At 60.3% G+C, this 19,226-nt stretch carries 18 protein-coding genes; 10 read left to right on the top strand and 8 right to left on the bottom strand.

The window, feature by feature from the left end:
- Positions 1 to 2: 2 nt before the first annotated feature.
- Genes BN873_RS04975 through pglX form a run of 3 tightly spaced genes read right to left on the bottom strand, consistent with a single transcriptional unit; the run spans position 3 to position 4,311 of the window.
- A complete protein-coding gene (locus BN873_RS04975; RefSeq protein WP_048671260.1) occupies positions 3 to 326 on the bottom strand; it encodes a hypothetical protein in 324 nt (107 codons plus the stop codon).
- Positions 323 to 577 carry a hypothetical protein gene (locus BN873_RS04970; protein ID WP_048671258.1) on the bottom strand — a complete coding sequence of 85 codons (255 nt, stop codon included), beginning with the start codon at positions 575 to 577 and terminating at the stop codon, positions 323 to 325. The genes BN873_RS04975 and BN873_RS04970 overlap by 4 nt, the downstream gene beginning before the upstream one ends.
- 59 nt (positions 578 to 636) lie before the next feature.
- On the bottom strand, positions 637 to 4,311 hold the full coding sequence (pglX, locus tag BN873_RS04965) for a BREX-2 system adenine-specific DNA-methyltransferase PglX (RefSeq protein WP_048671256.1): 3,675 nt from the start codon (positions 4,309 to 4,311) through the stop codon (positions 637 to 639).
- Positions 4,312 to 4,363: 52 nt separating this feature from the next.
- Here pglX and BN873_RS04960 point away from each other — a divergent pair, with 52 nt between their 5' ends.
- A complete protein-coding gene (locus tag BN873_RS04960) occupies positions 4,364 to 4,732 on the top strand; it encodes a UPF0175 family protein (protein ID WP_048671254.1) in 369 nt (122 codons plus the stop codon).
- A complete protein-coding gene (locus BN873_RS04955) occupies positions 4,690 to 5,193 on the top strand; it encodes a PIN domain-containing protein (protein ID WP_048671250.1) in 504 nt (167 codons plus the stop codon). The genes BN873_RS04960 and BN873_RS04955 overlap by 43 nt, the downstream gene beginning before the upstream one ends.
- A gap of 8 nt (positions 5,194 to 5,201) precedes the next feature.
- Here the strand turns inward: BN873_RS04955 and pglW are convergent, their stop codons facing one another.
- The 3 genes from pglW to BN873_RS04940 all read right to left on the bottom strand — a co-directional run bounded on the left by pglW (position 5,202) and on the right by BN873_RS04940 (position 10,563).
- Positions 5,202 to 9,380, bottom strand: a complete 4,179-nt coding sequence (gene pglW, locus BN873_RS04950; protein WP_048671248.1) for a BREX system serine/threonine kinase PglW — start codon at positions 9,378 to 9,380, stop codon at positions 5,202 to 5,204.
- 148 nt (positions 9,381 to 9,528) lie between these two features.
- Positions 9,529 to 9,828 (bottom strand): putative quinol monooxygenase, encoded by a 300-nt coding sequence (locus BN873_RS04945; protein ID WP_048671245.1) that lies wholly within the window; start codon positions 9,826 to 9,828, stop codon positions 9,529 to 9,531.
- 57 nt (positions 9,829 to 9,885) lie between these two features.
- On the bottom strand, positions 9,886 to 10,563 hold the full coding sequence (locus BN873_RS04940; protein WP_048671243.1) for a glutathione S-transferase family protein: 678 nt from the start codon (positions 10,561 to 10,563) through the stop codon (positions 9,886 to 9,888).
- A gap of 209 nt (positions 10,564 to 10,772) precedes the next feature.
- Here BN873_RS04940 and BN873_RS04935 point away from each other — a divergent pair, with 209 nt between their 5' ends.
- The 3 genes from BN873_RS04935 to BN873_RS04925 all read left to right on the top strand — a co-directional run bounded on the left by BN873_RS04935 (position 10,773) and on the right by BN873_RS04925 (position 13,154).
- Positions 10,773 to 11,273 (top strand): cupin domain-containing protein, encoded by a 501-nt coding sequence (locus BN873_RS04935; protein WP_048671240.1) that lies wholly within the window; start codon positions 10,773 to 10,775, stop codon positions 11,271 to 11,273.
- A gap of 57 nt (positions 11,274 to 11,330) precedes the next feature.
- On the top strand, positions 11,331 to 12,254 hold the full coding sequence (locus BN873_RS04930) for a LysR substrate-binding domain-containing protein (protein ID WP_048671239.1): 924 nt from the start codon (positions 11,331 to 11,333) through the stop codon (positions 12,252 to 12,254).
- 114 nt (positions 12,255 to 12,368) lie between these two features.
- Entirely contained in the window at positions 12,369 to 13,154 is a 786-nt protein-coding gene (locus tag BN873_RS04925; RefSeq protein WP_048671237.1) for an enoyl-CoA hydratase/isomerase family protein, read from the top strand.
- Between the two features lie 8 nt (positions 13,155 to 13,162).
- Here BN873_RS04925 and BN873_RS20315 read toward each other — a convergent pair whose 3' ends face one another.
- A complete protein-coding gene (locus BN873_RS20315) occupies positions 13,163 to 13,336 on the bottom strand; it encodes a hypothetical protein (RefSeq protein ID WP_171820417.1) in 174 nt (57 codons plus the stop codon).
- A gap of 288 nt (positions 13,337 to 13,624) precedes the next feature.
- On the opposite strand from BN873_RS20315, the gene BN873_RS04920 reads away from it, so the two are divergent.
- From BN873_RS04920 to BN873_RS04900, 5 genes are all read left to right on the top strand, one after another.
- Positions 13,625 to 14,842: an argininosuccinate synthase gene (locus BN873_RS04920; RefSeq protein WP_048671235.1), complete on the top strand. Its 1,218-nt coding sequence runs from the start codon at positions 13,625 to 13,627 to the stop codon at positions 14,840 to 14,842.
- A gap of 69 nt (positions 14,843 to 14,911) precedes the next feature.
- Positions 14,912 to 15,295 (top strand): lactoylglutathione lyase, encoded by a 384-nt coding sequence (gene gloA / locus BN873_RS04915; protein ID WP_048671623.1) that lies wholly within the window; start codon positions 14,912 to 14,914, stop codon positions 15,293 to 15,295.
- 40 nt (positions 15,296 to 15,335) lie between these two features.
- Positions 15,336 to 15,725, top strand: a complete 390-nt coding sequence (locus BN873_RS04910) for a VOC family protein (RefSeq protein WP_048671233.1) — start codon at positions 15,336 to 15,338, stop codon at positions 15,723 to 15,725.
- A 10-nt stretch (positions 15,726 to 15,735) separates the two neighbouring features.
- Positions 15,736 to 16,614: an alpha/beta fold hydrolase gene (locus BN873_RS04905; protein WP_048671231.1), complete on the top strand. Its 879-nt coding sequence runs from the start codon at positions 15,736 to 15,738 to the stop codon at positions 16,612 to 16,614.
- Between the two features lie 3 nt (positions 16,615 to 16,617).
- Positions 16,618 to 16,968: a carboxymuconolactone decarboxylase family protein gene (locus BN873_RS04900; RefSeq protein WP_048671230.1), complete on the top strand. Its 351-nt coding sequence runs from the start codon at positions 16,618 to 16,620 to the stop codon at positions 16,966 to 16,968.
- A 93-nt stretch (positions 16,969 to 17,061) separates the two neighbouring features.
- Here the strand turns inward: BN873_RS04900 and BN873_RS04895 are convergent, their stop codons facing one another.
- Entirely contained in the window at positions 17,062 to 18,915 is a 1,854-nt protein-coding gene (locus BN873_RS04895; protein ID WP_048671229.1) for a phosphoenolpyruvate carboxykinase (GTP), read from the bottom strand.
- Positions 18,916 to 19,226: the final 311 nt, after the last annotated feature.

Genomic DNA, 19,226 nt, shown 5'->3' with positions numbered 1-19,226 from the left:
TGTTAGCGATACGCCGAATCGTGATCGGGATGCAAGGACAGCAGGCGCAGCCAGCCGCCAGCATCACGATAGGCGACGGCTCGAAATCCGTGGCTGATGCGCAGGCTATAGAGTCGCTGCCCGCCCGGCCCGGTGCGGGAATGGATCGCTTCCCACTTCAAGCCTGCATCCCGGTAGAGTTGCGGCCAGCGCAGATCAAGCAGTTTGCGCAAGGTCGCCAGTACGCTGGTCTGTTGCGCCTTTTCCAGAGCGAAAAGCTGCCGTTGAAACACGGGGTTGTTCAGATCGAGCCGAATGGTATCGGCATCTTCCGCAGCCCGCTTCATGGCAGGCGGCTTTCGAGTGCGTCGAGGTCGGTGGCCGCCGCCGGGTGAGTTTCGGCCCAGGCCACCGCTTCGTCGAGATCGGCCTTGGCCTCCGGCGTGTGCAGCCACCGTTCATTGTCGGGAATAAATTCCCCCAGTTTGACCAGCCAGACGCCCGGTTCCAGTTCATCGACCAGCACATGCCGACCGGCGTAGGCTTTGCCCAGCGCGATTTGCCCGCTTTGCCCGACGGTTTTGACGATTGCCGCCATTGCTACACCCTCCACCGCTCCAAGTCATGCGGCATGATAGCACCAGGCCATCAGCACGGTCAGCGCCTTTTCCGGCCCACGGGTGCGGGCGGTCGCCAGTGGCGGAGGTCGGTCACGGTCAGGCCGTGTTGGGCCAATTGGCTATCGAGCAGCCCTTGCAGATAATCGCCGGTGCTCATGCCAAGGTCGTCGTCGATTTCGGGATGCCATTGCTGCACCCACGGCAGGGTTTCGTCCAGACCGGCCAGCAGGGGCGTGAAACGGGCGGTGTCCGCGCCTTCGCGGTGCAGGAGTTCGTAGAGAGTGCCGGCTAGCGCCAGCGCCCGTGCTTTGGCGTCGTAGCCCGCCCACAGCAGCATCGGGCTGTTGGCGTCGCTGGCGCGTTCCAGGCCGGGAAAGCGGACAAAGCGTTCTTTGGGTACGTCCAACGCGCCGCGCAGTTTCCAATAGCCGCCATCGCGGAAGTCTTCCGGTTTGTATTTGGGTGGAACCGGGATGGCGCCGATGGCCGCGGCCTTGCGGGCGGCTTGTTCCTGCTGGATGGCGGCGGCAGGCTGACCGGCCAATTCTTGGGTGGCGGCGGCGTCAATGGCGTCTTCGCGCCGCTGCAAATCCCAAACCTGTTGCCAGATCGCCCGCTTGCGCAAGCCGCTGTCGCTGTAGCGCAGGGCGTCCAGGTAGGGGACGCTGGCCTGTTGAACCAGGGCGATAACGGTGGCGTGAGCGTCGCTGCCGCTACCGGCGTATAAGTCCAGCGCCCGCCGGGCGTTTTCATCGCCCGCCACAGCGTCCGCCAGTTCGCGGGCCGAGCGCAATTTGGGGGCGGGGTGGGCATCACGCGGCCAGAGGTCGGCGGCTTCCAGCCGGTCGAGCAGCCAGTTTTCCAGCGCGGCGCGTTCCAGCGTGTTCCAGTCGGTTTGCGACCAGCGGCGTTTGCATTCGGGCCGTTCGATCAGGGCGAGATCGCGGGAACGGCGAATGGCGTCGATGCGGCGCTCGACCACTGCCTGATAAGCGGCGGGCCAGTGCGCGGGAACGGCGGTGACGGGTTGCGCGTTGTGGCGCTCGAACCAGGTAGTCGCGGTTTTGCCAGCGGCGCATTGCTGGGCCAGTACGATTTCAAACGCCCGTTCGCCGAAGCGGATTTCCGGCGGTTCGCCGTCGTGGCAGAGGGTTTCGTCCCAGACGCCGTACCACGGATAAACCTGCCAATCCAGTTCTTCCTGCCAGGCGATCATGCGGTTGCGGAAGGATTCGGCGGCGGCGCGGGCGGCGTCCAGTTCGGTGCGGGTGGGTACGGTTTGGGCGAACAGAGCGGCGGGAAGATGCGCGGCGCGTTGGCGGGCGAGGTCGTCGAGGGTGCGGGCGAGAGCGAGGGGGCGGTGTTCGGGAAGGGGGAATTGGCTGGCTTTGGAAGCATCGTATTCAGATCGTTCATCCCAACCGCTTTTGCGATCCTTCGGAAAGCAGACCTGCTTGAGCCAGAAACAAGCCGTTGATGAATTCAGTAATCCCAACAAGCCAAGATGGTCGTCTTCGGTGGCATCGGCAGGCAATTTGATGACAGGTGCGGATTGCTTGAAAACCTTACCGCCTCGATCCAACACAAAATGGTTGTGAGTAGCGACGAAGGCGAAGGTGATGGTTAATGGAGTGCGAAGTTTGCTTGCTGTCAGCCTGCCGTATTCAAACCATTGTAAGCCTGATTCCACTTTTGTTTGGCCGCCAAACATCTTGCTATTGCTAAGCCCAGTCCGATACGTCCACATAAAGCGGTATGCGGTTTGTTCAGAATCCAGCGCAATAGGGTTATAGCCAGCATCATAAGGAAATATAGCCACTGCGCTGTAGCTGCCGAACCAATCGCGGATTTCATCACCAACGACTAAGGCGCGCAGTATTTGAGGAGGCACATCACGGCGTTGCCAAAAAACGCTGTCTTGAACGTAAACGTTATCTTCGAGTGTGAACGATGTGATGCCGATGGATTCAGCGATGTTCATTAAAACCTGATCGGCGGCAGCCTCAATCGTCTCCTTCAACTCCGCCGCCCCACCCCCGCCGATACTCCACGGATGTTTTGCCAGCGTTGCTCGTGGAATATCCGCCACGCTGACCCATTCCGATTCGGAATCCCGCAGATCCATCTGATTTAGAATCGCTTGCCAGACAATGCCTTGAGCGGGGTCGGTGGGCGTTGCCGGTTCGCCTTTGATGCCCATGACGGCCCGCACCGTGGAATTCATTGGCTGACGGTTGCGCCCGAACAAAATCACCGTCGGCGTACCGTGGCCAGGGATGTACGCGCCCGATGTGTCAATGAGGTGGGTCAGGTCGATTTTGGGAAAAAATGCCTCGACCAGCTTCTTGCCAAATTCCCGCTTCATGAAGGAATTAGCGACAATCAAGCCAACAAAACCTCCGCGCTGGGTGTGATCGGAAGGCTTGGCCAACGCCCAGAATCGCTCGCAAAACGGCGCAACCAGCGCATATTTTCCGCTGCAACTGCTGAATCGGTCACGATAAAGCTTGGAAATCGCCGCATCCTTCACCGTAATGTACGGCGGATTGCCCACCACCACCGTGTACTTGCGAGCCAGAATCTCGTTAACCGCTTCAAAATTCTCCGTGGCGTAAGCATGGCCATAGACATGATCTCCCTCCAAATTCTCCTGCGGTGTATCCAGATCGAGTGTTGATTGACCGCGTAGATAGTCCTTCTGATCGAAACCATGCAGCAAGCTGTCACCGATTTCGATATGAAAATGAAACGTTGGGGCCAGCCGCAGCGTGTGCACTTGTCCCCACTTGATCGCGGCGATCAGCAGCCGAAACCGGGTAATGGCCACTGAAAACGGATTGAGGTCAATGCCCCTGATGCGGTCAAGCGCCGCTTGCAAAGCCACGTTCACGCTATCTGGTTGCTGGCGCAGCCACAGCGGGGCCAGCCGCTCGAACGCGCCCAACAGGAAGTGCCCCGATCCGCAAGTGGGATCAATCACATCCACATCGTCCAGCACGTAACTATCGAGTGCTGGCTTCAGCGTTCGATCCAGAATGAAGGACTCGACAAACTCCGGCGTCTGCAACAGCGCAAAGCGCTCACGCGCTTCTTGGGATAAATCTTGATACAAGTCGCCTAAAAAGCGGCTGCTCCACTCTTTTCGATCAGTCGGAAAATTACTAAGAAAGCGAGTGTTTAAACCAGCATCAAAAAAACTGAAAATTAGCGTGCCTCTGTCCGGGTTAGTCGCTCGAAAAAAACGCACCAATTGCTTGCCTGAATCAGCGGAGACCGGCGCATCCAGCAAACTGTGCTGAACGCGAAGCACATCATCCAGACCGGGATATTGAGCGGCGGTGGCGAACACGTCGCGCAGATAATCGTTATCCGACGCGGTGGGATTTTTCAGGTAAAACGCTTCCTGCCGCATCGCCGCCGATGGCCCCAGATCATCGGTTCCAGCGATCAGCGGCGCATCCAACAAACCGTTATCCTCGCAAAAGCGCACGAACAAACAGGCCAAAACCCACGCCACCGCCGACTGGGTAAACTGCGCCTCGGCCCAGATTTCCAGGGCTTCGGCGGTACGACCCGCCGCCCGCGCCGCCTCCCAATCGGTTTGCAAGCGTTGCCGATAATCCCCCGCTTTCTTGAAACCATCGCGCAAATCGGCTTCCAGGGCGCGAACCAGGGGCTTGAGGCCGGCAAGTAGCTTGAGGCGGTCAAGCATAGAGAGATCCACTCTTTCGTCTTATAATGTTCCTACATTAAAGGAGAACATCATGCAGGTCGTCAATATCCGCCAGCTCAAAAGTAACCCTTCCACCGCATTACGGGGAGCCAGGGAAGACGATATGGTGGTGGTCATGAACCGCGATCATCCCGAAGCCGTGTTGGTCAGCCTGGAAAAGCTGGGCTTGCCCGATCCTGACGCCGTGCGCGTGGCGCTGGCGGTCTCACTGTTTCGGAACGGGGCCATCACTGCGGGCTTTGCCGCACGAATGGCCGATAAGCCGTTGCCTGACATGCTCGCGCTGCTATCGAGTCTCGGCATCCCGCTTACCGGCAATGCCCCCGAAGCCCACGACGATATGCGCACCGCCCGACAATGGCTCGATCAGACCTCATCATCGCTGACGCCGGGCCGCTGATCGCGCTATCCCGCATCGGAGAACTCGAACTCTTGCATGGCGTATTCGATCAGGTCTGCGTCACGCTCGAAGTCCAGGCCGAGGCGCTACCGAAAGCGGATTACCCAGGTAAAGCCGATCTCGCCGCCGCGTTTGCCGCCGGCTGGGTGCGGTGTATCGATGCGCCAACCATCGCTTGGCAACCGCTGAATCCTGGGCTTGGGCCGGGCGAGCGCAGTTCCATTGCGGCAGCCCTGCAATCACCAGGGTGCCTATTGGTTATTGACGACCGCGCCGGTCGTGCGGAAGCGCGGGCGCAAGGCGTGTCAATCATTGGTACAGCCGCCGTGATTGGATTGGCTAAATTGCGCGGGTTAATTCCCGCCGCCCGTCCGGTGCTCGAACGGTTACGACCAGCCGGTTATTACATCGGCACCACGATTATCGAGGCAGTCCTGACCGATGTCGGTGAAACGCCATGAGCCAGCCGTCAAGACCGGGCCAGCGCACCATGCGCGTTTTCCAGCCAGGCACGCGGAATCCAGCCGTAATCGGTGGTATTGATCGCCACCGGCACCGCCTGGCCGTCCAGCATCGGGCAATTGTCAGGCGTTAAACGACTGGCCATCAACACGATCAACGGCGGGCGCTGACGGTGCAGACAAGCATCCGCCAAGGTGGCGAACAACTCCATCCGCCGCCAACGCGCCACCAACCCCAGATTCACCAACAATGCCGGTTGCTCGCCCTGCAACAGTTCCGCCTCGACCTTCGGCCATACTTCATGCAGCACCGTCGCAAAATTCTGGGCATCCACCGAACCGGCCGGCGCGGCATCCGCCGCCAGCAACACCGACCAATCCACCTCCCAGGCGCGGGCTTGCGCCTCAAGCTGGCGCAAAACCACCTCATCGAAATCAATCACCGGCAACGAAAAACGCTGGCTCAATTCGCGCTGGGCATGGGCCAAATCGCGCAAATCCACCGAAAGCGTCAGCAATTTCCCCGCCTGCAAAGCGCGTTGAATCCGCCGCTCAAGCTGCAAAGCCGCCTCGGTTTCCGGGTCGGTCGCCAGGCGTTGGCGGCCGGTGGTGGTGAAGCTCACGCTCTGGCTGGTTCCGGCCCGCAGCCCGTCCGGGAAGCGCACCACAAACGCCCGGCGAGTGCTCTCCCAAACCACCTGCAAGCCCGCCTCCTGGAGCAGGCGTTCCAGTTCGGTCGGGGACGGCAACGGCGCGGCCTTGGGATAACGGGCATAAATCCGCCGTCGCAAGGTCTCCAAATCGAATTGCGGCAGGCCGATCAGGGAACTGGCCGCCAGCTTGACCGCCCGCGCCGCCGACAGGCCACCGGGATAAAATTCCAGCCGCGACGACAGCGCCGCCCGCCGCGCACAGGCCGCCGCCAAGCGAATCGCCCGCTCCAGAGTCAGGCTGACGCCATCCGGCGGTTCGAGACGCGCCAACACCTCCGCCACCTGTTGCGGCGAAGGCAGCGGGTCGAGATCAGCCAGGCGATCCGCCGCCTCACCCAACAGCGTCGCGTAATGGGCGCGGGCTTCCGGTCGATTCAGCGCCGTTTGGGAACCGGCGTCACCCGCCGCCAGCGTCACCAGCGCCACCACCAAATCATCGCGGTGCGGCGCGTCGAGCGAAGGCCGGATCACCCCGTGCCGCGCCACGATCTGCCAGCGGGCGGTTTGCCGGAGCTGTTCGGCGGCCAGCACCGCCCGACTCAGCGCCAGCGCCTCCCGCTGACGGGTTTCGCCGGTGCGCACACTGCCCCGTCGCGCCAGAAGCGCCTGAGCGATTTCCTCCACCGTGGCGATGCCGCCCAGACCGCTCAGCACCAGCGCCACGTCTTCCCGCAGATGGGTGATTTCCGGTTGGCGGCTGATCCGCTCCAATAACGCCTGCCCGTCCGCTGCCGCCAGCGTCGCCCCATCCTCCTCCAGCAAGCCCAGCCAGCGACGCAGCGCCTGCCAGCGGGCCTCATCGCTTTTCTTCGGCGTCAGCAACGCCACGGCCGCATCCACCGACAAGCGGGCAAACGGGCTATCGGCGGTCGCTTCGTCTCTGGCCGGACTACCACCGAATTGCTGGCGCAGCTTGTCGGCGATTTGATGCAGTTCGCGGGCGACCGCCAAAGCGATGCCGCGATGACGATACAGCCGATTCCGGGGAAAATTGGCCAAATCACCGGCGGTGGCCAGTTGCTCACGGCCAATTTTTTCGTCGATCAATTCCAGATGGCGGGCGTCGAGCGCCAGGAATTCCAGCGGCGTGTCCGGGGTCAGGCGGGGCGGCAACCCGGAGATCGGTTCGCCGGTCGCATCCACCAGCGCCAGTTGGGTTTGCGGGGGGTGGGTGGTGATGGGTCGCCCCACATCGGTGAACACCTGCCGCCAGGCGTGGAGCATCTGGGCGGCGTTGTCGAATCGATGGCGGTGATCACGCGCCAGTGCCTTGCTGAAGAACGCCAGCGCTGGTTGGCGGATGACGGCGTCGAAGCGTTCGGAATCCAGGGTGATTTCGCTTTTCAGCGTCGCCGGATCGGCGCTGCCATCACCCCAGACCGGCAAGGCCCCGGTCGCCATTTCATGCAAGGTCAGCGCACAGGCGTAGCGCTCGGCGTAACCGTCCCACCGGCCACGCTTGCGCAAAAACGGGTCGAGATAGCTGCGGGTGCCAGCGCTCAAATCGTTCGCCGCAATCCCCGCCAGCGAAAAATCGAACAAGGTCAGGGTCAGCCGCTTGCCCGCACCCGGCCGGATGCCGATATTGTCCGGTTTAATATCGCGGTGCGGCACGCCTTCCTGCTCCAGATAATCCACCACCGCCAGCAATTCCTCACCGAAGCGTTGCAGCAAATCCAGCCCCAGGCGGCCCTCCTGTCGCAACCGCTCGGCCAGCGTCTCCTCGCCCGCCGATGACAGAAACAGCGCCGCCAGCCCGGCAATGTCGAGGCGCTGGTGACATTGCACGATATGATGGTGCGGTTGCAGACGGGCCAGCGCGTCCGCTTCCCGTCGCAGCCGCTCGTTGTAATCGGCTTGCAGCGCGATCTTGAGCACGCCATGCCGTGGCTCGCCCGCAGTTTTGCGCCGCACCGCCAGCGCTAGACTGGTGCCGCCCTTGCCCAAACGCCGGATCACTTCAAAACCGGCCAATTCATGGCCGGCATTGGCCTCCAGTGGCGAAACCAGCGGCGCGGGCGGCGCGGTCAGCGCCTCTTCCAGCGCCTCCTCGGCTTTATCGAGCGCCGCCAGAAATTCGGTAACGGCGGCTAAACGGTCGTCCGCCGCTGGCCAGGTGGCGAACTGCACCAGTTCTTCCACTTCGCTCAGGCAGCCGTTGAGCGCCGCCGACAACAGCAAGCCGGGGCCTTGTTCGCAGCGGGCCGCCAGATCGTCGCCATCGCTGGCGGGCGGTTGGCCGGTCAATACGAAATAGGCAATCGCACCGAGCGCAAACACATCCAGCTTGATCGGATCGGGACGCGGGGCAATTCGCGCTTCCGGGGCCAGATACGGTGCCCGCGCATCGCGTTCGGCCACCAATTCGGCCGGAAGCAGCCCGGTGGTTTCCTGCTCGCTGTCCAGTCGCCGGGTGGCAATCTGCCAATCGAATAGTGTGACCTCGAAGGCGCTGGACTGGGGGCGCAGCAGGATGGTTTGCGGGGAAAGTCCGCGATGATACAGCCGGTGGCGATGGGCGGCATCCAGGGTTTCGGCAATCGCCCGCACCAGCTTCAAGCGTTGCCACACATCGAGGCGATCACCCTGGGCGTGCATAAAACGGTCGAGTCGCTGCAACTGCTCATCGTAATCGAACACCAGCGCCGGGCCGTGTTCGCTGTCGATAAAATCCGCCGCCCGCAGAATGCCGGGATGGCGGATGCCTTCGAGCAACTCGAATTCACGCCGTGCGGCATCGACCAGCCAGCGGCGCTGTTCCTGGCTCAGGGTGCGGTGGGCGGTGTACAGCCGCACCCGCCGCCGTATGTGGGTGAGGGAAACGTGATGGGCCAGCCAGTCCTGATAGAAATCGGTCTCGGCCAGCACCGTTTCCAGTTCGTAGTCACCAACCCGCCGACTGCGCTGTGGCGGACGGATGCCGACGGCCTCCAGCGCCCGGTGAATGGCGGCGGCCCATTCCCGGTTGATCGGCTGCGCGCTGGCAAACGGGGTGGTTTCGGCAAACAGCCGGTCGGCCAGATCGGCCCGCAGATGCACGTTGGCGCGCGCCGGCCCGGTCAATTTGCAGCGCTGGGCGGGATCGGACAGGAAGATCAGCGGTTGAATGTAGGGCGCGCGCTGTTTCTTGAGGGCGGTTTGCCTGCCCAGCAGCGACGCCAGTTTTTTCGCCTTACGATTGGCCAATAAGAGCGGATTGTCATCGAAATAGGTCCGGCTGCCATCGCGCCAAATCCAGGTGTGGGTATCGCCGCCGACTTCGCCGGGACGACTTTTGATCTCCACCAGAAACAGGCCGTAGCGAGCGATCACCAGCACATCGACTTCGTTGGGGCTGCCGTCGTCGGCGATGAACTCGAAATTGCTGTAGGCCCGGAACGGTTCCCGATCCGGCAGCGCCTGCCGGATGAAATCGAGCGCGTCCTGCTCCCAGGGAAATTGCGAAGGCGAAAGCGGGTTCCAGCGGGTGGTCATGGCATGATCAAAGTCTCTACGAAACGGTGCCACTACACGCTGGCGATGAGTTTGATACCGAACAGCTAATCCGCAGAGTGATATGGCGTATTCCGCATGTATTGTAGCGGGATACGCCTATCAGCGACCTGCGGTTTTCGATCTCAGGCTAGCCGATTAAATCATAGCGTTGAATATCCGGTCGGGCGGCCAGCAATCCGGCCGCTTGCGCAAACGCCTGTTGCAGGTGAGCGGATTTCATGTGGTTGTCGATGGCGGCGGCATCGACCCATTCTTCAACGAAGGTGAAACCGGTCGGCTCCTGCTGATTTTGCAGCAGGATGTAGCGGCGGCAACCGGCTTCCTGGCGGGTTGGCGTCAGCAGTGTTTCAAGTACCGCACGCAGTTCCGCGACGCGATCCGGCTTGGCGGTGACGCGGGCGACGATATGAACAGAGGTTTGGTTCATGGGTTTTTTCCTTCAAGGATTGATGGGAAGCATCTGGTATTGACGGAATGGCAGAAATCATACGCCATGCAATACGCGCTGGCTCCAGTGCAACAGGGAGCCGTGAGAGGCCGCCAGCGCCGCCATCGTCAGCCAGCGGGGCCGCGCTTCCAGCCGCGCCAGCCAGGCGCGAACGCCGGGAAATCGCCCCAGATCGAAGCCCGCATCGGGCGCGGTGTGGGTGTAGGCGTACAGGGCAATATCGGCAATCGTCAGGGTCTCACCCGCCAGATAAGCGTGTTTCGCCAGCCGTTGCTCCATTACCGAAAGCGCCCGATAACCGCGTTTAATACGTTCCATAATATCCGGGTCGTCCAGTGAGCGGCCCAGATAACGGGTCATGAATTGCACCCCCGCCAGATAGGGTTCATGGTTGTTCTGCTCGAAGAACAGCCATTGCAATACTGTCGCCTGGCTTAACGGCTCGTGCGGCCACAGACAAAGACTCCGTTGCGCGAGATAGCAAAGAATCGCGTTTGATTCGGCCAGCGCCGCGCCGGAATCCAACTGCAAGACCGGCACCATCCCTTGCGGGTTCATCGCCAGAAATTCGCGGGTGTGGCTTTCCCGCTTGAGAATATCGACCGAGACCCACTGAAAGGGCAGCTCCAGCAAGCCCAGCAGCAACCAGACTTTGAAGCAGTTGCCCGAACGCGGATCGGCGTACAGCTTGAACGGGGTTTCAGTCTGGATCATGGTGATCTCTCCGTGGGCTGGGACTGCGGCCAGGGTTGAGAACAAGCGTTGCTCGCGCCATTGAACGGCGCCGGAGTCGGTGCGCTCAACCGCAATGTTTTCATGCTGACATGCGCCCCACGCATGTGAACCCGGCTAATTGTTCGTTTGTGCATGACTGCGGGTTGGTTTTAAATCAATGCCTCATCCACTCAACCGGAGAGATTGAAATGCAGCGGATCATCAATAAGGTGGATTTGGAGCGGGAATTACAGACCCAGCGCCACGGCGAGCGGTTCGCGGCGGACATGGCCCAGATCGGACCCCGCACCGACGCGCGCAAGCTCGGTTGTCGGTTGACCGTGGTGCCGCCCGGCAAAAGCGCCTGGCCATTTCATGCCCATGTAGTCAACGAAGAAATGATCATCGTGATTGCGGGCGAAGGCATTCTGAGGCTCAGTGACGGCGAGCAGCCGCTGCGGGCGGGCGATGTGGTGGCCTTGCCGCCGGGTGGGATGGAAGCCGCGCACGAAGTCATCAACCGTTCCACGCAGCCGCTCAGCTATTGGTGTATCTCGACCATGGAACAGCCGGACATCGGCCTGTATCCCGATTCCGGCAAATTTTTCGTTATGGCGGGTGCGGCACCGGGCGGGGATAAGGCGCTACGGACCTTCTCCCACATCGGCCGTTGCGCGGATGCGGTCGATTATTGGGAAGGCGAAGCGTGATGGTCGGCTGGTCGTCCCCGGCAATGTGTGGCAAACACTCTCGCGAGAGTAGCTAAGATGCCGTTACCGCTGGCGCGTCTGCCCTCGCTGGATTTGCTGCGCGGTTTCGTCGCGGTCGGGCGGCGCATGAGCATCACCCAGGCGGCGGATGATCTGTGCCTGACCCAATCGGCGGTCAGTCGGCAAATCAAGGCGTTGGAAGAAGCGCTGGGGGTCAAGCTGCTGGTGCGTGGCCATCGCGCCATTGCCTTCACCCCCGCCGGTGAACGTCTCTACCGCTGCGCCGATGGCATCGTCCACCAGTTGCAGGAGGTGTTGGGAGCGCTCAGCGTCGGGCGCGGGCGGCGACAGCCGGTCACTATCACCGCCAGCGTCGGCGTGGCCGGGTTGTGGCTGTTACCGCGTCTGACCGCGTTTCAGCAGACGCATCCCGGCATCGAAATTCGCCTCGCCGCCGACAATCGCTTACTCGATCTCAACGCCGAAAGTATCGATCTGGCCATTCGCTACTGTTCGCGCGCCGCCGCGCCGGAAGGGGCGATTTGGTTGTTTGGGGAAACCGTGGTTCCCGTGGCGCATCCCGCGCTCGGCAAGCAGCACCTGCGTTCGGCCGCCGATCTGACGGGTGAATATTTGTTGGAATACGACGAACCGCGCCTGCCCGGCTTGCAATGGAGCGAATGGCTACGGGCGATGGGTTGGGAAAACCCCAGGCCGCGTGGTATGCAACGCTTTAACCAATATGATCAATTGATGCAGGCGGCGGCCAGTGGTCAGGGGATCGCCATCGGCCGCCTGGAATTGATTCAACCCCTGTTGGCGCAAGGGCGCTTGCAGGTTCTCACCGCGCCGCACCGGCTGGCGGATACCGGGTTTTCTTATTGGCTGCTCTGGGCCGACGCTGAGCCGCGCGATGACGTCCGCAAGGTCGGCGAGTGGATTCTGGCGGCGGCGCGCGCGACGGCGGCGGCGGGCGTTTGACATGCGTGCGGCGCATGGGAATCGGCCGATTTCTCATCATTCAGCGCGGGGCAAAACGCTAAGCTGGCTGCGGTTTCATCCCCTTTCCACTGGCCACATTGACCCGGAGCGCTTATGTCCTCGACCGATCCTGTGCTGTATCAACAAACCGCTGGCATCGCCTGGCTTACTCTCAACCGTCCGGCGGCGCTGAATGCCTTAAATCAGGAGCTGTTGCAACAGTTGGCCATGCGGCTTACGCAGATTCAGGCGGATGAGGCGGTGAAAGCCGTCATCATCACCGGCAGCGGCGAGAAAGCCTTTTGCGCCGGGGCTGACATCGCCTATTTGCATCAGGCATCGCCGCTGGCCGTGCGGGAATTTGCACAGCAGGGGATCGCGGTCAACCAGCAGATTGAAACGCTGGGTAAACCGGTGATCGCCGCCATCAACGGTTATGCGCTCGGCGGCGGTTTGGAATTGGCCGAATCCTGCTGGCTGCGGGTCGCGGTCAGCACCGCCCGCTTCGGTCATCCTGAAGTCAAAATTGGCGCGGTCGCTGGCTTTGGTGGAACCACCCGCCTGCCGCGTCTGGTCGGGCGTGGTCGCGCCGCCGAATTGTTGGTGCGGGGCCGGATCGTGGATGCCGAGGAGGCGCTGCGAATCGGGCTGGTGAGCGAGGTGGTGGCAGCGGCTGACTTATTGGCCACGACGGAAGCGCTGGCCCGCGATATTCTGGCGCAATCACCTACGGCAGTGCGGCTGACCTGGGAAGCGCTGCATCGGGGCTTAAATCTGTCGCTGGAAGAATCTGCCATGCTGGGCGCGGATTATTTCGGACTGGTGGCCGCCAGCGAGGATTTCAGGATCGGGACGCGGGCTTTTCTCGATAAACGGACGCCGGCTTACATCGGCCGCTAAAGAGCGGTTTACTTTTCATCCGCATACAGCACGACACTATCGGCCCCGAAGGCGAACCGCACCATAGACCGGCACCGCTCCAAATCCTCGGCGTTCTCCGCCGCCACCGCCAGCCGCACAAAACCGCATTTTTCGCAGGCGGCGATACCGAAGAAACCCCCCGGACAAATTTCTTCTTCCATCCATTTGACTCGTACTGAGGCGTTACAACTTTCACAACTGGTGATTTCAGGAAGGGCCGTCACGATCGCTCTCTCCCGTTGTGGTATAGCTGACCTGACTGTAATGGAGCGGGCAGGGGTGTTCAACAAAAAGGGTCATTTGCGGCGGGCCTGAATTTATGCTTTCGCCTTGACCCTTCAACTTAAACCCTTAAGCTAACGGTTTACGGCGGCCTGGATCGGCGGGATGATCCGGGCCGCTTTTGATATATGTGAGCTATGAACCGTTATTCGCGCATGGGGAATGTTATGTCTGATGTCAAAAAAGTCGTGCTGGCCTATTCGGGCGGCCTGGATACCTCGGTCATCCTGAAATGGTTGCAGGACGTGTACCACTGCGAGATCGTGACCTTCACCGCCGATCTGGGCCAGGGCGAGGAGCTGGAACCGGCGCGGGGGAAAGCGCTGAAATTCGGCATCAAGCCGGAAAATATCTTCATCGAAGACCTGCGCGAGGAGTTCGTGCGCGATTTCGTGTTCCCCATGTTCCGGGCCAACGCCATCTACGAAGGGGAATATCTGCTCGGCACCTCCATCGCCCGGCCGCTGATCGCCAAGCGCCAGATCGAAATTGCGGTGCAGACCGGCGCGGATGCGGTCTCGCACGGCGCGACCGGCAAGGGCAACGATCAGGTGCGCTTCGAGCTGGGCGCGTATGCCCTGAAGCCCGATATCAAGATCATCGCCCCGTGGCGGGAGTGGGATTTGCTCTCGCGGGAAAAGCTGCTGGCCTACGCCGAACAGCACGGCATTCCGGTCGAAATGAAGCGCGGCGCCAAATCGCCGTATTCGATGGACGCGAACCTGCTGCACATTTCCTACGAAGGCGGGGTGATGGAAGACCCGTGGAGCGAGCCGGATGAAGCGATGTGGCGCTGGTCGGTGTCGCCGGAGCAAGCGCCGAATCAACCGCGGGTGATCGAACTGAGCTACCGCAACGGTGATATTGTCGCTATCGACGGCGAGGCGCTGACGCCCGCCGCCGTACTGACCCGGCTCAACCAACTGGGTGGCGAACATGGCATCGGCCGGGCCGACATCGTGGAAAACCGCTATGTCGGCATGAAATCGCGCGGCTGCTACGAGACCCCCGGTGGCACCATCATGCTAAAAGCCCATCGGGCGATGGAGTCGCTGACTTTGGATCGGGAAGTCGCCCACCTCAAGGACGATCTGATGCCGCGTTACGCCGCGCTGGTCTATAACGGCTACTGGTGGAGCCCTGAACGCAAGCTGTTGCAGACGATGATCGATACCTCACAAGCGCCGGTCAATGGTGTGGTGCGGGTGAAGCTGTACAAGGGCAACGTCATCATCGCCGGTCGCAAGTCCGACGACAGCCTGTTCGATATGAACATCGCCACCTTCGAGGACGATGCGGGTGCGTATGATCAAAAGGACGCCGGTGGTTTTATCAAACTGAATGCGCTGCGGATGCGGATCGCCGCACTGAAGGGACGGCGCTGAGATAAAACCCGGCGTCATCAGAAACGGTTGCGCCGGTTGCCAATAGCCTGTAAGCAGAGGACTATGAAGATGCGTATTCTGCACACCATGTTGAGAACCGGCGATCTGGATCGCTCGATCCAGTTTTATACCGAAATCCTGGGGATGAAACTGTTACGTCGCAAGGACTACCCCGACGGCAAATTCACCTTGGCCTTTCTCGGCTACGGCGATGAATCGAATCACAGCGTCATCGAACTGACCTACAATTGGGGTGTGGATCGCTACGAGATGGGCACCGCCTACGGTCATATCGCCCTGGAAGTTGATGATGTTTACCAGGCCACAGCAGAGGTGAAAAATCGGGGCGGTAAAATCTTGCGCGAGGCCGGGCCAATGAATGCGGGCACGACCATTATTTCCTTTATCGAAGATCCCGACGGTTATCCGATTGAGTTGATTGCCAAGAAATAACTGTCTGCGTATAGCGGCCGGTTGGATATAGGGCTTGAATATGCGCATCGAACATATCGCGCTGTGGACGACCGATCTGGATCGGTGCAAGCAATTCTATAGCACCTACTTTGGCGCAGTGGCGGGCGCGCACTATGCCAATCCGGCCAAAGGTTTTGAATCCTGCTTTCTCAGCTTCACGGATGGTGCGCGAATCGAGGCGATGAAGACAACGACACTTGCGCCGGTGGTGATCGAGGCGGGCGCGCAGCGGATGGGCTTCACCCATCTGGCGATTGCCGTCGGCTCGGAGCAGCAAGTCGATACTCTGACTCAACGTCTTAAGGACGATGGATTTCCAATTCTCGATGGGCCGCGCCACACGGGCGATGGTTACTACGAAAGTGTGATTCTCGACCCGGATGGCAATCGCCTTGAGATCACGGCATGAGTTGACAGCTATGCTCAGCAAGGAATTCAACAAAATCCAAATCAGCACTAAAGGGGCCGCCATCTTTATGGAACACGGCGGTTCCGGTCAGCCGTTGCTGTTTTTGCACGGCTATCCGCAGACCCACATGATGTGGCATCAGGTCGCATCGCAGTTCACCAGCCAGTTTCGTGTGCTTTGCCCGGATTTGCGCGGCTATGGCGACAGTGCCAAGCCCAAAAGTACACCCGATCACCGGTTTTATTCCAAGCGGGCGATGGCGCAGGATATGGTCGAGCTGATGGACTATTTCGGTTATCGGGAATTTAGCGTGGTTGGGCATGATCGCGGGGCCAGGGTCGCGCATCGGCTGGCGCTGGATTATCCAGATCGGGTCAAGAAAGTCTGCATCATGGATATCGTGCCGACCTATCACATGTTCAAGCATACCGATCAGGCGCTTGCCACTGGTTACTACCACTGGTTTTTTCTGATCCAGCCCAATGGGTTGCCGGAAAAGCTGATCGGCACCAATCCAGCGTATTATTTAATGGAGAAGCTCAAGCGTTGGAGCGCGCCAGACGCCCAATTTGCCCCGCAAGCGATGTCGGAATACATCCGCTGTTTCAGCAATCCCGAAACCATTCGGGCATCCTGCGATGATTACCGGGCGGCAGCCAGCATTGATTTAGAGCACGACGAAGCTAGCCTCGGTCAGAAAATCCGTTGTCCGCTGCTGGTGCTGTGGGGGGCAAAAGGCTTTGTCCATCGCACCTATGACGTGCTTGCGGTTTGGCGACAATACGCCGAACAGGTAGAAGGCCAAGCATTGGATTGCGGCCACTTTTTGCCAGAGGAAAAACCGGAAGATGTGGTGCCCGCGCTTCAGGCGTTTCTTGCAAAGGAGTAAGTGATGGCTCAGGACAAATTGAGCGAAATTTCGCAAACCCGGCAATGGGCGCATCAGACCCTGATCGAGAAAAAATCTAAGGTTTACAATGCTTTTTTATCAATGGAGCACGCGGCTTACACCGATGGTGCGTTGCCTAAAAAGATCAAGGAATTGATTGCTATTGGGATTTCGGTACAGATCAACTGCGAATCCTGTATGCAGTGGCACATTGAACAAGCGGCCAAGGCGGGGGCGAGCTACGACGAGGTGCTGGAAGCGGTGGAAGTCGGCATTGAGATGGACGGCGGCCCGGCCACGGTTTCAGCGCGCTTCGCGTTGCAGGTGATGGAGGCAGTTTTTCAAACATCCTAAAAATGCGCCCATCAAAAAAAGCCGACTCGCGTCGGCTTTTCTGTTCAACCTGATGTCCGGCGCGGCCCACAAAGACCGCGCTGGCGATTGCGCTTAGGCGGATTCAACCACCTTCCATACTTCCGGCGCTTTCTCGACGCGCTTGCCAAATTCCTGGCGTTGCCCTTCCAGTTCCGGCGGCAGAGTCTGACCGAACTTCTCGAAGAAGCCCTTGATTTCCTCGACTTCGGCGGCCGCCTCGGCGCGGCTGATGTTGGTAATGGCCGCGAACTGCTCCTTCGTGAAATCTAAACCTTGAAGGTCCAGATCCTCGTAGCGCGGCATCAACCCAAACGGGCTTTCCACAGCACCGACCTGACCGTTGACGCGCTCCACGATCCACTTGAGAACCCGCATATTCTGGCCATAGCCGGGCCAGGCGAATTTGCCATTGGCATCCTTGCGGAACCAGTTGGTGCGGAAAATCTGAGGCAATTTCAGGCCAGACTTCTTGCCCATGTTGACCCAGTGGTTCCAATAGGACGCCATGTTGTAGCCGCAGAACGGCAGCATGGCGAATGGATCGCGGCGGATGCCGGTGACGCCAATCGCGGCGGCGGTGGCTTCCGAACCCATGGTCGCCGCCATGAACACGCCGTGATTCCAGTCATAAGCCTGATAAACCAGCGGGAAGGTCTTGGACAGACGACCGCCAAAGATGAAGGCCGAAATCGGCACGCCAGCGGGATCTTCCCAGGCCGGATCGATGGTCGGGCATTGCGAGGCGGGCGCGGTGAAGCGCGAGTTGGCGTGGGCACCGACCCGCCCAGCGTCCGGCGTCCAGTCATTGCCCTGCCAGTCGATGCCGTGCTTCGGTGGCTCGACGCCCATCCCTTCCCACCACACATCGCCATCGTCAGTCAGCACGACGTTGGTGAAAATGGTGTTGGCCTTGATCGATTCCATCGCCATCGGGTTGGAATCATACGAGGTGCCCGGCGCAACGCCGAAGAAGCCGGCTTCCGGGTTAATGGCGCGCAGGGTGCCATCCGGGCGCGGCTTGATCCAAGCGATGTCATCGCCGACGGTCAGCGCCTTCCAGTTGCCAAAGCCCTTGGGCGGCACGATCATGGCCAGGTTGGTTTTGCCGCAGGCGCTGGGGAAGGCCGCCGCGACGTAGGTCTTATCGCCCTTGGGCGATTCCAGACCGAGGATCAGCATGTGTTCGGCCAGCCAGCCTTCGTCGCGGGCCATCGCCGAAGCGATGCGCAGCGCCAGGCACTTCTTGCCGAGCAGGGCATTGCCGCCGTAGCCGGAGCCATACGACCAGATTTCGCGGGTTTCGGGATAATGGACAATGGCCTTACGGCTGATGTCCGGCTCACACGGCCACGGCACGTCTTTCTGACCGGGGGTCAACGGTGCGCCGACCGAATGGACGCAGGGGATGAAGAAGCCGTCGCTGCCCAGGGTGTCGAGCACTTTCTGACCCATGCGGGTCATGATGCGCATGTTGACGACCACGTAAGCCGAGTCGGTGATTTCAATGCCGATCTGGGCAATTGGGCTGCCAATCGGCCCCATGCTGAACGGAATCACATACATGGTGCGGCCGCGCATACAGCCTTTGAACTGCTCTTTGAGCTGCGCGCGCATTTCGGCCGGGGGCGCCCAATTGTTGGTCGGGCCGGCGTCTTCCTTTTTCTCCGAGCAGATGAAGGTGCGGTCTTCGACGCGCGCCACATCGGACGGATGGGAGCGGGCAAGATAGGAATTGGGGCGCTTGGCCTGATTCAGTTTGGTGAACGTGCCAGCGGCCACCATTTCGTCACACAGCTTCTGGTTTTCCGCGTCCGAGCCGTCGCACCATTGAACACGGTCGGGCTGGGTCAGGGCAGCGATTTCATCTACCCATTGCAGTAGTTTGGCGTTGTTGGTCCGGTTTTTACCGTCGTGAGCAATTGCCATCGATTAAATCCCCTGTGGTGTGGAGTGCGTTGGGGTTGAGAAGCCATCAAACGGTACCATTTTGGTACGGTCCGCAGAAAGTTTTGGTCGGGCGCGATGCTTATGGAAGCCAGTTTCATATTAAAGCATAAGGTTATCATCAAGCGGGTTGGGATGCCACCGCTTGTGCTGGAAGTAACGGCGCTGTGATCGCTTGGTCCGATCCACTCAAAAATTTAGGAGTTACGCAGTTGGTTGATAAAGAGCGATAAGGAAGGTTATGAACCCACCGAAAGTCACAGATGAAGACTACATCCAGTTTCTGATAGCGA

This window comes from Candidatus Competibacter denitrificans Run_A_D11 (assembly GCF_001051235.1).
GTDB lineage: Bacteria > Pseudomonadota > Gammaproteobacteria > Competibacterales > Competibacteraceae > Competibacter_A > Competibacter_A denitrificans.
This window is presented reverse-complemented; position numbering and strand designations above follow the sequence as displayed.

Bases quoted from the DNA above. Each gene is read 5' to 3' on its own strand.
- pglW (WP_048671248.1), bottom strand. From the start codon at position 9,380: ATGACCACCCGCTGGAACCCGCTTTCGCCTTCGCAATTTCCCTGGGAG.
- BN873_RS04910 (WP_048671233.1), top strand. From the start codon at position 15,336: ATGCGCATCGAACATATCGCGCTGTGGACGACCGATCTGGATCGGTGC.
- BN873_RS04930 (WP_048671239.1), top strand. From the start codon at position 11,331: ATGCCGTTACCGCTGGCGCGTCTGCCCTCGCTGGATTTGCTGCGCGGT.
- pglX (WP_048671256.1), bottom strand. From the start codon at position 4,311: ATGCTTGACCGCCTCAAGCTACTTGCCGGCCTCAAGCCCCTGGTTCGC.
- BN873_RS04970 (WP_048671258.1), bottom strand. From the start codon at position 577: ATGGCGGCAATCGTCAAAACCGTCGGGCAAAGCGGGCAAATCGCGCTG.
- BN873_RS04905 (WP_048671231.1), top strand. From the start codon at position 15,736: ATGCTCAGCAAGGAATTCAACAAAATCCAAATCAGCACTAAAGGGGCC.
- BN873_RS04900 (WP_048671230.1), top strand. From the start codon at position 16,618: ATGGCTCAGGACAAATTGAGCGAAATTTCGCAAACCCGGCAATGGGCG.
- gloA (WP_048671623.1), top strand. From the start codon at position 14,912: ATGCGTATTCTGCACACCATGTTGAGAACCGGCGATCTGGATCGCTCG.
- BN873_RS04960 (WP_048671254.1), top strand. From the start codon at position 4,364: ATGCAGGTCGTCAATATCCGCCAGCTCAAAAGTAACCCTTCCACCGCA.
- BN873_RS04925 (WP_048671237.1), top strand. From the start codon at position 12,369: ATGTCCTCGACCGATCCTGTGCTGTATCAACAAACCGCTGGCATCGCC.
- BN873_RS04945 (WP_048671245.1), bottom strand. From the start codon at position 9,828: ATGAACCAAACCTCTGTTCATATCGTCGCCCGCGTCACCGCCAAGCCG.
- BN873_RS04975 (WP_048671260.1), bottom strand. From the start codon at position 326: ATGAAGCGGGCTGCGGAAGATGCCGATACCATTCGGCTCGATCTGAAC.
- BN873_RS04940 (WP_048671243.1), bottom strand. From the start codon at position 10,563: ATGATCCAGACTGAAACCCCGTTCAAGCTGTACGCCGATCCGCGTTCG.
- BN873_RS20315 (WP_171820417.1), bottom strand. From the start codon at position 13,336: ATGGAAGAAGAAATTTGTCCGGGGGGTTTCTTCGGTATCGCCGCCTGC.
- BN873_RS04895 (WP_048671229.1), bottom strand. From the start codon at position 18,915: ATGGCAATTGCTCACGACGGTAAAAACCGGACCAACAACGCCAAACTA.
- BN873_RS04955 (WP_048671250.1), top strand. From the start codon at position 4,690: ATGGCTCGATCAGACCTCATCATCGCTGACGCCGGGCCGCTGATCGCG.
- BN873_RS04920 (WP_048671235.1), top strand. From the start codon at position 13,625: ATGTCTGATGTCAAAAAAGTCGTGCTGGCCTATTCGGGCGGCCTGGAT.
- BN873_RS04935 (WP_048671240.1), top strand. From the start codon at position 10,773: ATGCAGCGGATCATCAATAAGGTGGATTTGGAGCGGGAATTACAGACC.